Annotated in this window: 10 protein-coding genes; 1 reads left to right on the forward strand and 9 read right to left on the reverse strand. The window is 38.7% G+C overall.

Going from position 1 to position 13,444, the window contains the following annotated elements:
- Positions 1 to 54 precede the first annotated feature (54 nt).
- From pyk to seqA, 8 genes are all read right to left on the reverse strand, one after another.
- Positions 55 to 1,494 (reverse strand): pyruvate kinase, encoded by a 1,440-nt coding sequence (gene pyk, locus A6A20_RS01630; protein ID WP_279571841.1) that lies wholly within the window; start codon positions 1,492 to 1,494, stop codon positions 55 to 57.
- Between the two features lie 439 nt (positions 1,495 to 1,933).
- Positions 1,934 to 2,887: a lauroyl-Kdo(2)-lipid IV(A) myristoyltransferase gene (gene lpxM, locus A6A20_RS01635; protein WP_279571842.1), complete on the reverse strand. Its 954-nt coding sequence runs from the start codon at positions 2,885 to 2,887 to the stop codon at positions 1,934 to 1,936.
- 3 nt (positions 2,888 to 2,890) lie between these two features.
- Complete coding sequence (locus A6A20_RS01640) at positions 2,891 to 3,655, reverse strand: TSUP family transporter (RefSeq protein ID WP_279571843.1); 765 nt, start codon at positions 3,653 to 3,655, stop codon at positions 2,891 to 2,893.
- Between the two features lie 3 nt (positions 3,656 to 3,658).
- Entirely contained in the window at positions 3,659 to 4,465 is an 807-nt protein-coding gene (gene mepA, locus A6A20_RS01645; RefSeq protein ID WP_279573717.1) for a penicillin-insensitive murein endopeptidase, read from the reverse strand.
- Positions 4,466 to 4,549: 84 nt separating this feature from the next.
- The gene (gene aroC / locus A6A20_RS01650; protein ID WP_279571844.1) at positions 4,550 to 5,623 is read right to left on the reverse strand and encodes a chorismate synthase; all 1,074 of its coding nucleotides are present in this window, start codon (positions 5,621 to 5,623) and stop codon (positions 4,550 to 4,552) included.
- 9 nt (positions 5,624 to 5,632) lie between these two features.
- The gene (gene mscK / locus A6A20_RS01655; RefSeq protein ID WP_279571845.1) at positions 5,633 to 8,965 is read right to left on the reverse strand and encodes a mechanosensitive channel MscK; all 3,333 of its coding nucleotides are present in this window, start codon (positions 8,963 to 8,965) and stop codon (positions 5,633 to 5,635) included.
- Between the two features lie 3 nt (positions 8,966 to 8,968).
- Positions 8,969 to 10,321, reverse strand: a complete 1,353-nt coding sequence (gene menE / locus A6A20_RS01660; protein WP_279571846.1) for an o-succinylbenzoate--CoA ligase — start codon at positions 10,319 to 10,321, stop codon at positions 8,969 to 8,971.
- Positions 10,322 to 10,969, reverse strand: a complete 648-nt coding sequence (gene seqA, locus A6A20_RS01665) for a replication initiation negative regulator SeqA (protein WP_279571847.1) — start codon at positions 10,967 to 10,969, stop codon at positions 10,322 to 10,324.
- A gap of 206 nt (positions 10,970 to 11,175) precedes the next feature.
- On the opposite strand from seqA, the gene A6A20_RS01670 reads away from it, so the two are divergent.
- On the forward strand, positions 11,176 to 11,949 hold the full coding sequence (locus A6A20_RS01670; RefSeq protein ID WP_279571848.1) for an alpha/beta fold hydrolase: 774 nt from the start codon (positions 11,176 to 11,178) through the stop codon (positions 11,947 to 11,949).
- 23 nt (positions 11,950 to 11,972) lie between these two features.
- On the opposite strand, the gene A6A20_RS01675 is transcribed toward A6A20_RS01670, so the two are convergent.
- Positions 11,973 to 13,415 carry a surface lipoprotein assembly modifier gene (locus tag A6A20_RS01675; protein ID WP_279571849.1) on the reverse strand — a complete coding sequence of 481 codons (1,443 nt, stop codon included), beginning with the start codon at positions 13,413 to 13,415 and terminating at the stop codon, positions 11,973 to 11,975.
- Between the last annotated feature and the right edge of the window lie 29 nt (positions 13,416 to 13,444).

Genomic DNA, 13,444 nt, shown 5'->3' on the forward strand with positions numbered 1-13,444 from the left:
GATATAAAAAAACGGTGAAAATTCACCGTTTTTCTTATTCATCACAAAAGAGAATTATTCAACCACTAATGTACGGCAAGTATTAGTACCACCAACCGCTAATTCATCACCTTGGGTTAATAACACAAGATCGCCCGCCACAAGGAAACCTTTATCTTTTAAGATTTGTACAGCGGCTTTAGCCCCTTCAACGGTACGGCTGATTTCATCGCAATATACTGGCGTTACCCCACGATACAATGCACATTGATTTAAAGCCTCTTGATTACGAGATAAAGCAAAAATCGGTAATCCTGAGCTAATTCTTGACATTAAACGAGCGGTTTGTCCTGAACTGGTCATGGCAATAATGGCAGCCACCCCTTCCATATGGTTTGCTGCATACATTGCAGACATTGCCACAGATTCTTCAATAGAGGTAAATTTAACGTCCATACGGTGGCGAGAAATATTAATACTAGGCATTTTCTCTGCCCCTAAACAAACACGAGCCATTGCTGCTACGGTTTCCGCTGGATATTGTCCTGCCGCAGTTTCTGCCGATAACATTACCGCATCTGTACCGTCTAATACTGCATTAGCAACATCCATCACTTCCGCACGAGTTGGCATAGGATTGCTAATCATACTTTCCATCATTTGTGTTGCCGTAATAACCACACGATTTAATTTGCGTGAACGGCGAATTAATTTTTTCTGTACACCCACTAATTCAGGATCGCCAATCTCAACACCTAAATCACCACGAGCGACCATAATCACATCAGAAGCAAGAATAATATCGTCCATGGCTTCGTCCGTTGCCACCGCTTCTGCACGCTCTACTTTCGCCACAATTTTCGCTTTCAAACCCGCCGCTTCAGCTAATTCACGAGCATAATTTAAATCAGCACTTGAACGAGGGAAAGAAACAGCAAGATAATCTACCCCAATTCTTGCGGCAGTTTTAATATCTTCTTTATCTTTTTCAGTCAAAGCATCAGCAGATAAACCACCGCCTAATTTATTGATACCTTTATTATTTGATAAAGGGCCACCCACAGTCACTTCGGTAAAGACTTTGCTCCCCTCAGTAGATAACACTTTTAATTGTACACGACCGTCATCTAATAAAAGAATATCGCCCGGCACAACATCTTGTGGCAAGGTTTTATAATCTAAACCTACTGCCTCTTGTGTTCCCTCACCTTTCGGTAAATCTGCATCTAATACAAATTTATCACCAATATTTAAGAAGATTTTACCATCTTTAAAAGTAGATACACGAATTTTAGGTCCTTGCAAATCGCCTAAAATCGCCACATGGCGACCTAATTTTTTGGCAATTTCACGCACTTTCTCTGCACGCTCAATATGATCTTCTGGCGAACCATGAGAAAAATTCATACGAACCACATTTGCCCCTGCGGCAATAATTTTTTCTAAATTATTACCACGATCGGTAGCAGGTCCCATTGTACATACAATTTTCGTTCTTCTTAGTCTTCTAGACATGAAATACTCCGTAAATATTTAATCAAATCTGACACATTAATCTTATAAAAAAATCGTTATAGCCCACGAATTGCACAAAACATTATCGCTAAGCTAGAAAAAAGTTCGGCTATTATACGCTTAAATCAAAATTAGATCGAGATCACTATTTGCAAATTTGCTAGCTTAATACATAATATAAAGTAAAAAACTAACAAATTATCCCGTTAAAATCAGCTTAATTAGACAATAAAAACTGGATCAAACAATGCTTTAAAATGGTAAATGCATTTTGAAAGCGCAGAGAAATCTAAAATTATTTCAATAAATTGCCAACACACTCTTTCCCCAAATAGCCATTTTCTTTACCAGTGTAAAAATAAATTACCAAAAAATAAAAGCCTTTAATCATAAGCAAAAAAATTTCAAAACACACCGCACTTCTTATCAAACACCTTCCTTAACGATAAATATCCTCATTATCCTTGCGGGTTTTTAATAAACGTAAGATCCAAACATATTGTTCTGGGGTTGGGGTAACAAAAGATTCAATTTCTTGGTTCATCGCGCGGGCGGATTGTTCGGGATCATCGCTTAATGCCATAGCGGGGTGAATTTCTATTTCATATTTGCCACGATGTGCTTTATAGCGTGGGAACATAGGGATTACCACTGCTTTGGCTAATTTTGCCATTTTATTTAAACCCGGCAAGGTGGCTTTATAGGTGGCAAAAAAATCCGCATAAACGCTGAGTTCTGAGCCATAATCTTCATCAGGTAGGTAATAGCCCATATTGCCTTGTTTTACTGAAAGTAAAAAAGGTTTTATGCCGTTTTGTCTGGCGTGCATTTTGCCACCAAAACGCTCTCGAGTAATTGTCCATAGCCAATCCACCAATGGATTGCGATGCGGATTATACATGGCGGTCATTGGCATACCATGGGTATGCAATATAATCCCTGAGGCATCAATCGCCCAGCCATGCGGTACTAAAAGAATGATATTTTTTCCCTCTGCTTTGGCTTGATGAATATGCTCTAAACCAATAAACTCGCTACGTTGATTAAGATGCTGTTGAGAACGTAAAGCAATTTCACCTATGCCTAGCATAACTTGGCTAGTAATCACAAACATTTCATCAATCACTTGTTCACGCTGTTGTGCTGTCCATTGCGGAAAACAATATTGCAAATTTACTCTGGCACGATGACGCTGTTTTTTGGCTTTATGAGCAATAATTAAGCCGATTTTTCTGGCAAATTTATCACGCCAACGAAAAGGGATAAAGGCGAGAATAAACAAGAAAAAAATGCCGAGCCAAATACCCCAATATTTGGGTAATAGAAATGACCATAAAAATTTTGGATCGTAGCCTACTCTGGCGGTTAAACGGATATGTTGTTCATTCTTCATTTATTAACTAAACCAACCTTGTTCATAAATCATTTTACTTGCCATAATCAAGGACATTACGACAACCATAGGGCGAATTAATTTTTTGCCTTTGCTTAATACCATTTTTGCCCCCATATTCGCCCCAATAAACTGTCCTAGCATCATAATCAATCCCAATGACCAAACAATATGTCCGCCAAGGATAAAGAATAATAATGAGGCAAAATTAGAGGTAAAATTCAGCACTTTAGCGTGAGCAGTAGCTTTGGTTAAATTAAAACCAAGTAAGCCCACAAAGGCAAGGCTAAAGAAAGATCCTGTTCCCGGTCCAAAAAAACCGTCATAAAATCCAATCCCTAAACCCGCTGTTAAGGCAAAGCCTAAATAAGATACCCGTTGTTGGCGATCTAGTTCGCCTAATTGGGGGCTAAATAAAAAATATAAGCCAATAATGATGATCAGTATCGGAAGAATATTTTTTAACAGCGAGGCATCAAGGTTTTGAATTAAGATTGTGCCAATCACTGCACCTATAAAGGTAAAAGCAATCAGTATTCCCACTTCACGCAATTTGACCGCACGCTGACGAATAAAATATAAACTTGCCGAAAATGAACCGCCACAGGCTTGTAATTTATTTGTCCCTAAAGCTAACGCAGGCGAAAGCCCAATAGACATTAACACAGGGATTGTAATTAAGCCTCCACCGCCTGCAATAGCATCAATAAAGCCTGCTAGCATTGCAACGGCAAACAGTAATAACAGTATTTCAATACTTATTTCCATTGCTTATTCTAACCATTCACTACGATTAGGAGCTGATCTAATCTGTTGACATAAAATAGGCTCTGGCGGTATGGTTTTCGGCTTGGCAGGTGTGGCTGAGGGTTTTGCAGGCTCAAACCAAGAGTACAATTCAGCTCCACAACCTTCTCCCACTGGGACAGGAGCTTGATTTTCACAATAAGTCGCTCCTTTAGGACAAGTTAAACGTACATGAAAATGGGAATCATGCCCAAACCAAGGACGAATTTTTTGTAACCAACGCCGATCGCCTTGTGCGGTTTGGCACAGCTTCACTTTAATGGCTGGATTAACAAAAATACGGCTCACCTGCGGATCTTGAGCGGCAAGTTGGATCAGTTTACGATGATTGTCATTCCAAACCCTATCATCAACCCGTTGTGCCTTGCGATTAACCACTAATAAGCCTTTTCCATCAGAATTTAACGCATCTTTCGCCGACATTTTTCCCATACGCAACCAAATATCCGCATCAAGCCCCATTTGGTGGCTCGCATGCCCTGTTAAAAAGCGTCCACCACCCGGCATAGCAATATCGCCAACCAACATTTCGGGTAAACCTGCTTGTTTAACTTTTTTACCTAAACGTTGCAAATACGCAATCATATCTGGGTGTCCATAATAACGGTTACGATTGAGGCGAATCACTTGATAGCCCTCGCCCTCAGAAGGAAGTGCCTCTGCACCGATTAAACAGCCATTAGAATAACCACCAATCGGTTGAGGATCACCCGGAATCGGACGTTTTACTTTTTGCCAATCCTGTGGCGAGGCTTGCGAATTTAATGGCATAAAAAACAGCGATAAGCCCAATATTGCCCAAAGGCTTACCCACAGATTCTTTGTCATACTTGTTCCTTTATCTTTAATCCGCCATTATTTGCACTGTGCTTTAAAACGCAATAAATGATCCAATAGTACGATCGCAACCATTGCTTCAGCGATAGGTACGGCACGAATTCCAACACAAGGATCATGCCGTCCTTTAGTAATTACTTCCACTTCTTCCCCTTGTAAATTTAAGGTTTTACCTGCAATAGTAATACTGGAAGTGGGTTTTAATGCAATAGTCGCGATAATAGGTTGCCCTGAACTAATGCCCCCTAAAATACCGCCTGCATGATTAGAGCAAAAGCCCTGTTTATTCATTTCATCACGATGCTCCGTACCTTTTTGACTCACTACCGCAAAGCCATCGCCAATTTCCACGCCTTTAACAGCATTAATGCCCATTAAGGCATGAGCAAGATCCGCATCTAAACGATCAAAGACTGGTTCACCTAATCCTGCTGGTACATTTTCTGCGATAACGGTTAATTTTGCCCCTACAGAATTTCCCTCTTTTTTAAGCTGGCGGATTAATTCATCAAATTTTTCCACCGCACTTTGATCAGGACAGAAGAAAGGATTGCTATTAACCTGTTGCCAGTCTATTTCCTCTATTTTCTGTGGTGCAATTTCAATATTACCTATTTGTGCTAAAAAACCTCGCACTTCAATACCAAATTGTTCGCGTAGATATTTTTTAGCAATAGCACCTGCTGCCACACGCATGGCGGTTTCTCTCGCCGAAGAACGTCCACCACCACGATAATCACGAATACCGTATTTTTGTTGATAGGTAAAATCCGCATGCCCCGGGCGAAAACGATCCTTAATCTCGTTATAATCTTGCGAACGTTGATCGCCATTTTTAATTAATAAACCGATACTGGTGCCAGTCGTTTTCCCCTCAAACACGCCTGATAAAATTTGTACTTGATCCTCTTCTCGGCGTGCCGTGGTATAGCGTGATGTCCCCGGTTTACGGCGATCCAGATCAGGCTGAATATCTTGCTCTGACAATGCCATATTGGGCGGTACACCGTCCACAATACAACCTAACGCAATCCCATGAGATTCGCCAAAAGTGGTTACTCTAAAAAGTTGTCCTATACTATTTCCTGCCATAATTGTTCCTTATTGTTTAAATAATTGATGCGGTTGGCTATCCTCTGATAATTCTTGATTACGAATATTAACATTGAGCTGATTAAATGCAATCTCAATATGATTAAGGTTAAATAATTGATTAATGCGGTAATTCAAGAAATTCGTCATTGGTACGCGATCATCAATAGTTGGTACATGTACCAATAATTCATATTCTAAACCATGTTCGCCAAAATTTAAGAAATTCACTTGTGGCTCTGGCGTTTCTAATACTTTCGGTGCTTCTTTAGCGGATTGTAACAAGAGTTTATGTACAAGATCCAAATCTGACCCATAAGCCACACTTAAATGCACTACCAATCTTGTCATACTGTTTGATAATGTCCAGTTAATAAAACGTTCTGTAACAAAAGATTGGTTAGGTAATACCACGTCTTTATCATCAGAATCAAGCAAGGTGGTTGAACGCAAACGAATTTTGGTGACTACGCCCGTAAATTGCCCTACGGTAACTTTATCGCCAACCCGAATAGGGCGTTCAAATAACAGAATAATCCCAGACACAAAACTGCCGAAAATTTCCCTTACACCAAAACCCAGCCCCACAGAAAGTGCGGTAAATAACCATTGTAATTTATTCCAAGATAAACCAAGGTTAGTAAACGACCAAATTAAGCCGATCACAATAATACAATAGCTTAATAATGACGTGATCGTATGCGGTGTTCCCTGCGAAAAACGACTACGAGAGAAAATTAACACTTCCAAGATCCCTTTTAAATTGCGTACTAACATATACATTGCTAGCAACACAAGCATCGCACGCATTAAATTTAATAAGGTTATGGAATTGGCAACCGTCCCTTTGGCGGTGGTTTCAATGCTTTCCCATAAAATCACGCCGTCTAAATAATAAGCCACACTGAATAGATCCGACCATACGGCATAAAAGGCTAAAATTAATACCACCCAAGCAATTAAATCTGCCATACGGAAAATTTGTTGATTGACGGTGGCAATTTTAATGCTTTTTTCCGCCACATCTGCTTCTGTAATGGCTTTGTCTTCGCCCACTTCTAATTGCTGACGAATATCCTCACGCCGTTTTTGTAAACGCCGATATGCCATACGTCTTGAAGACACTGATAAAAAGCGGTAAACAATTTGTCGCCCAAAAATCCAAATGACCACCACCATATAGCTTTCAAATAAATATTTAATCAGCTCAACCGCCGTATAATAATACCCCAACACCACCAAAACAATTAAGCTACTTGGCGTTAAAAATAGCACGATTTTAACTAAGCGTAATAACTTGGTGCTACGAATTTCGCCTGTTTCTGTTACGGTATTTTCATAACGATTAATGGCTTTTGTTAGAAGTGGTAAAATCACAAATTGGCAGAGAATTAATGCCACAATTAGCATAACCTGCCCGATCACATCGCGGCTAAAATCAATTTGTTGTAAATAAGAGAAAATAAAAGATCCGAAAATTAATGAAATCACTAAAATGGATTTTTTAATGACAATACGGAAAATTTCATTACTGCCTTGTGGCATACCAAAATGGCGATAGGCTAAACCGTTTGGACGCAATAAGGAGAGAATTGTAGCAAAAAACAACCAATACCCCGCCAAAAAACATGCCCATTTCCAACCTTCATATAAATTCTGAAAAATCACATAAGTAGCTAAGCTCGCCAGCGAAACAAAAATAAGGGTACTCGGCAAGGCTAGAATAACCGTCCAAAACAAAGCTTCTGGGGTATGCCAATGGCTATCTCGCTTTAAGGTATTTACTTGTTCCGCTAAACTGGTAAGGCGTTTTTTAATGCTTGGTTTTTTATAAATAATCAGGCTATAACCTGCTAAAGCAATCAAAATAAACAAACCAAGGGGAATAATATTCTGCGTTAAGCTGGCAAGATTAATATGCCTTGCCAGCTCGCCAATCTCCGCAATCGCAAGGCGTGGAAAAGATTCTAACCAATCAAGATCAATACGATTGTTACTAGCAACCCAAAAACTTTGTTGGCGTAATTTACTCTGTAAAGTATCGCTAATAGATAAAACTTCTTGTTGGTTTAATTCAATAGTAATGGCTAAATTTAGTTGGTTATTCAATAACTTAATTAAATCATTCAGAATTTTATAACGTTCTTGTAAAATTTTTTCCAATTCTGACCGCACTTTTTCATCAAATTGCGTTTTGTACGTTTGTTCTAACTCGGCAATATAACTATTGGTATTATAAATATGCTCACGAATTTCGGTGGTATCAAAAATCTGCACCCGTAACTCACCAATGGTTTTAGACAAACCTTTAATCATTTGATCTTGGGGTAAGGCTTGTTTTTGTTTATTAATAATTCTTGATAGCACTAATGTCCCTTGCAAGGCACTAATTTGTTCTTCAATATTGCGTTGCATTTGGCGTAAATTATCCAACACATTGGTAATGCGTAAATCGTCTTGCGATAAGGCATTCATTTGTGCAGTATTTTGTAACAAAATCTGGGAAAAACGGGTATTTAACGCAAGCTCTTGCACAATCACAGGATTATCAGCATTAGTATTTTGCTCTAATTCAGTAGCTTGTTGCACCTGTTTACGGGATTCTTGCAAATGTTTGGCATTAATGGCTTGTTGTAAATTGGCTAATTGTGCTTGTAGCTGTTGTAAAGCTAGGGTATCTTCTTCGCTTTGAGATTCATATAATACCGTTAAACTATCGTGTCCACGTAATAACATTTGATGATAACGGTTGCTTAACTCGATCAATTCTTGCTCAAGTTCTAAGCGATTACGTAAGGCTTCCGTTTGCGGGCTGCTATCAGACGGAGAAAGATTTAATAGCTTACTATTAATCTCTTGACTTCGCACAAGGTTATCTTTTAATGCCATTTGCGAACGCTCTGGTACAGTGCTTTGCGACACCACCGTAGCATTGACTTCCGCTAAATCACTTTGTGCCTCTTGCACTTTTTGAAAAGTGTTTTCTAATTGGCTTTGTAAATTGGTTAAAGACTGGCTTTCCAATTCTTCAACAGATTGCACCGCACTTTGTTGCCGTAGCTGGCGTAATTTATTTTGGCTTTCCGCTAATAATTTACCTGCATTGGCAATCTCGTTTTCTAAACGTTCATTCGCCTGTTTTTGTTGATTAATTTTGCTGACTAATGATACCGCTTCTTCTAAATTTTGCACCATTAGCTTATGCTCTGCCGAACTGCTATTATCCGCTTTGGCGCCCTCTAATTGAGTGCGGAGATCTTCTAAACTCGGTACGGCTGCCTGTACACAGGTAACAATACCCAATAACAACATAATATAAACGCCAATACGCCGTAATTTCATAAATTATTCTTTATCCCATATCTTAGCTAATTGTTGTTGTAATTCATAACGCGAAACCTTAATCCCTGATTGTGCTTGCTCTGGCAAAGGAAAATACCCAATAGGTTGTTTAAATTTTTCCAGTTTATTGGACAACCAATGGGTCAATTTATTCACGTCCTTTTGGGTAAATCCCTGAGAAAATTCCACCATCGCCACAGGGCGTTGCCCAAACTCAGGATCATTCACAGCAAGCACTACCGCTTGCTTTAAATGTTCATATTGCAATAAAATCTTTTCAACTTCTTCAGGTTGAATATTCTCTCCCCCTGAAATAAACATATTATCCAATCGCCCTGCAATCACTAATTCATTGTCTTGCCAATATCCTCGATCTTTGGTTTGTAACCAACCTTGTTGATTACATAACGGCGTAAGCTGCCCATTCTGCCAATAGCCCAAGCCTAAGCCTGCACCACGCAACCAAATTTCGCCATTTACCAAACAATATTCTCGCCCAGCTAAGGCTTGCCCTACTCCAGCTTTGCTATCATAAGGTTTCGCAAATACCGTGGACGCCATTTCTGTCATACCATAACCACAATAGCAAGAAAAGCCTTGCTGTTCCGCTTGTTCTACCAAATTAAGCGGAATATGGCTACCGCCCAGTAAAATATGTTGTTTTTGTTGAGATTGAATGGGATTATCCGCTAAATAGGCCAACCAACGTTGTAATTGAGTAGGGACTAAAGAAAGATGCGTGGCTTGTGTCATAGCAACATAAAGATTATCGCCCACTAACTGCAATCTTGCCCCTGTCAATAACCAACGCCAAACAATGCCTTGCCCTGAAACGTGAAATAAAGGCAAAGAAAGTAACCAACAATGCTCCGCTTGAAACCTCATTAACTGGCAGACCCCCTGAGCATTAGCCAGATGATCCGCCATACGATGCGCAACCGCCTTAGGTTGTCCAGAAGATCCTGAGGTTAAGGTTAAGGTCAAAGAAACAAATTGCTCTTGTGCTTTGACTTGTGCCAATGGCTGGCATTGTTGTTCAGACCAAAGCAAGACCGCTTGGTGATCTCGGCAAAGTTGCTGAATTTTACTGACACTAAACGCAGGATTAAGCAACAATACACGCCCTCCCAGTTGCAACACTGCACAATAAGCTAACAATAAATCCAGACTATTTTTGCCACATAGGGCTACGGTATGCCCAGCTTTCACCCCTTGCTGAACAAAACAAAAAGCGAATTGCTCAATTCGCTCAGAAAAAACTTGCCAGGTTAAGGATTGCTGCTCAAATTGCAAGGCAATACGCTGAGCATAATCGGGATTATCGGCATATTGTCGCCATAAAAATTGCCTATTCATTTAATTTACAACAAAAAATGACCGCACTTGCTCAATTAAATCCTCAGGCAACTGCATGGATTGCATAACCCCCTCTAACATTAACATTTTCCGCCCACTATTGGTGTTGGTAATAACCCAATAAGGGGTGTCTGGAATTTGCTTCGGCTTAGTATGATTCCCCGCTGCCAACAATGTGGATTCATCTCGTGCAAAATAAACCCGAGTACGCCCTTGCAATGACTCCGTTGCTTGAGCAAAACGTTCTGGATTAGTACGATACAACAGGTTAAGCACCGCCAAAAAACGCACTACCGCTTTATTTTCTTCCACAAAATCCGCCGACTGCAATAAAGCTCGCAACTTAGTTACCACTTGCTGAATATCTTGTTCCGATTGTGTTTTTACACTCGCACTCGCCTTTTCTTCTTTTACCACCTTGGCAGTTTGACGATTCCCTTTATTCACTACGGATAATTCTAAAGATTGCGATACCTTTTGTGGCGTTTCTAAAGGTTCCGTTTCACTTGTTTCAACAAGAGTTTGCGTGTTAGAAAGAGGATCAAGATCTAACAAACGGCGTAATATATCAGATGCACTTTCGCCAATAGATTGAGTTTTACTCGCAATATATTGATAAAGTTCTTCATCTACCTCAATAATTTTCATTTCCCTTTCCTCTTTATGTTATCTAGCTTGCTCGTTATAGTCCTTCAATTTAAAATAAGACAAACTAGCACGCCGAAAACAGTACAAAGAATACGGCAAAGCGTGCCAACGCTGTATTATTTTAAAGTGGCAAGACGATATAATGTGCATTATACTGATTTCTTTCTCAATACACTATGCAAATCACAGAAAATAACGGCAAAATAATGAACGAACAAGCATTACATTATCAATACCAGCAAGGTTCACCTCACCAACCAACCTTAGTTTTTTTACATGGCTTATTTGGCGATATGAATAATCTCGGCATTATCGCCAAAGGATTTAGTGAGCAATACAACATTCTCCGCCTTGATCTCCGCAATCATGGACAAAGTTTTCATAGTGAACAAATGAATTATCCACTTATGGCACAGGATATTTATCAACTATTAGAGAAACTTCAACTAAAAAAAGTCAGTCTTATTGGACATTCTATGGGGGGCAAAACCGCTATGCAATTTACCGCCCAATACCCTGAACAAGTAGAAAAACTGGTGGTCATTGATATTGCCCCCATTAAATACCAACAACAACGTCATCAAGATGTATTTGCGGGGTTATTTGCCGTCAAACAAGCCCAAGTCAGCACTCGCCAGCAAGCTCGTCCCCTACTTGCTCAACATATCAAGGACGAAAGCATAATCCAATTTATGCTTAAATCCTTTGATCCCAGCAGTAGTGAAAAATTTCGCTTTAATTTGACCGCACTTTATCAACATTATTCCGCCCTTATGGACTGGCAACCTTGTCTTGTCCAACAACCTACCTTGTTTATTAAAGGCGGTAAATCCGATTATATCCAACTCAAAGATCGTGAAACCATCTTAGCCCAATTTCCCCAAGCCCAATCCTTTACCATTAATGGGGCAGATCATTGGGTACATGCGGAAAAGCCTACTCAAGTCATAAAATCTATTGAAAGATTTTTATCCATTTAACGAATACCGCTTTCATAGAATGGCTAGAATATTTTATTTATATTGAAAAAGATTTCTTTTCTTGTATAAGAATGTAATGCACTATTACTTCTATGGGCATAATATTGCAAAGAAATTTCTGGTTGAAAACCTGCATATTGTAACTTTTGATGTTTTAATTGCAACATAACTGCATATTTACGATCTTTTCGTTTATGTTGTTGGGTTAATAAAGTAGCCCCTTTGTATTTATTTTGCCCATACAAAACAGAAATATTCGTACCTAAACCATTATCCCAAGCTGTACGCCAATCCGTTTTAACGCTCCAACCCCAATAACGATCTTCCGCATCACGAGTCGCATATTGATGTACAACTTCTTGATTTAATAATAAAGTATGTTTTTCCGTCAAGGCATATAAACTGGTTAAATTAAAAATCTGGCGATGATTATTAAAAAATTTCTGGCGATCAAAATATTGATGTTCGTAGGCTAACGAAAATAATGTTGAAAATCGATGATGCCAATGATGCAACCAACTCGCTTGACTGCCCAAAGTATAAGAATAAGCCTTTTCGCCATATAATCTTCTCGCTGCATAAGGTTGTAACGTAAAATCATTATATTGATCTGCCTTAGCAAAAGTTAAGGCTATACGGCTATTAAAATCATTATAATGGCGATAGCGATGATATTGTTTTCCATAAAGGTAAAAATGAGGCTGTAAATAAAATCCTTGAGGCAAAATAAACTTCTTAGATAATGCGGCTTGATATGTTATACCAAAATCAGATTTTTTATCTGAAAACTTAAAATTACCCCATTTTTGATGATCTGGAGCATTATTGATATTTCTATCATAAAAAACACTTAAATTAACATTAAATTTCCATTCAGTAATATGGTTAATTAATTGATGATATTGCTCAACTTGTTGCTTAATATCTGGCGGTAAATGAGACAATTTTTCTAATTGATTAAAATTATAACGTGCTAACGCATAATTTTTATTGTAAAAATTTGCTAAGGCATAATAATATCCCACTACTTCTGCATAAGGGTAATCTTGTAAAATTTTATGAAAAGCTACCGCACTTTCCGCAGATTTACCTTGATATAATAGCAATACCCCTTCTGCATAAGATACTAAATAAGGATTCGCAAAGGCTGATTGTCGATAAATAGGGAGTATTTTTTCAATACCAACAATATTATGTTGACGAATAAGCGTCAACATAACTGTTCTTAACAGCTCAGGGTTATCTAATAATTGTTGGCTACTTATCATCAATTCCTTATTTTCTGCAGATAACTGCGGAATATATTGATTTTCTTGGTAAATTTGTTGTTGAAGACTATCTAAAATAATGGGTTTTGGATAGCCGGTAGAAAATTCATCGCGATTTATTTGATGATTAATAGGCTCTTGAGCCACTAAAGCTAAAGAAGTACATAATAAAGATAAAGAAAAAAATAACGGTTTCATAGCTAAAGATCAAAAAGAGAGATAAGCAG

It is taken from the genome of Volucribacter amazonae (assembly GCF_029783845.1).
Lineage (GTDB): Bacteria > Pseudomonadota > Gammaproteobacteria > Enterobacterales > Pasteurellaceae > Volucribacter > Volucribacter amazonae.